We start from the raw sequence: 591 nt of genomic DNA, 5'->3' as shown, positions 1-591 counted from the left end.
GCGGAGAACATGCACGCCGAGTCGAACCACACGTCGAGGATGTCCGTCTCGCGGCGGAACTCCGTCTTGCCGCAGCGCGAACACTTGAAGTCCGCGGGCAGGAACTCCTTCACCGGCGTGCGGTACCAGACGCCCACGCCCTCGGTCTCCACCCGGTCCGCCACCTTGTCCATCAGCTCGGGAGACACCACCGCCTCCTCGCAGCCCTCGCAGTAGGCGATGCAGATGGGCACGCCCCACGTGCGCTGGCGGCTGATGGTCCAGTCCGGCCGCGTCTCCAACATTCCGCGGATGCGGCTGTGCCCCCACGAGGGCACCCACTGCACCTTGTCCACCTCGTCCAGCACCGCCTGGCGGAACGTCTTCTCGCCGCGGAACGGCTTGTCCAGCGGGATGAACCACTGGTACGTCGCGCTGAGGATGATGGGGTTGTGGCAGCGCCAGCAGTGCGGGTAGCTGTGCGCCACCGTGTCCTTCGCGTCGTTCAGCAGCGCGCCCTTCTCCACCAGCGTCGCGATGACGAGCGGGTTGGCCTCGAACACCTTCTTGCCCGTGAGCGCCTCGCCCACCGTGTCGTCGTAGCGGCCGTCC

General features: G+C 67.9%; 1 protein-coding gene. It reads right to left on the bottom strand.

Annotated elements, in window-relative coordinates:
- A partial coding sequence (locus D7Y04_RS42530) for a class I tRNA ligase family protein (protein WP_147477330.1) occupies positions 1 to 591 on the bottom strand: 591 nt, incomplete at both ends.

It is taken from the genome of Corallococcus sp. AB038B, from assembly GCF_003668955.1.
Taxonomy (GTDB): domain Bacteria; phylum Myxococcota; class Myxococcia; order Myxococcales; family Myxococcaceae; genus Corallococcus; species Corallococcus exiguus.
The sequence above is the reverse complement of the archived record's forward strand: the minus strand, read 5'-3'. Positions and strand labels throughout refer to the sequence as shown.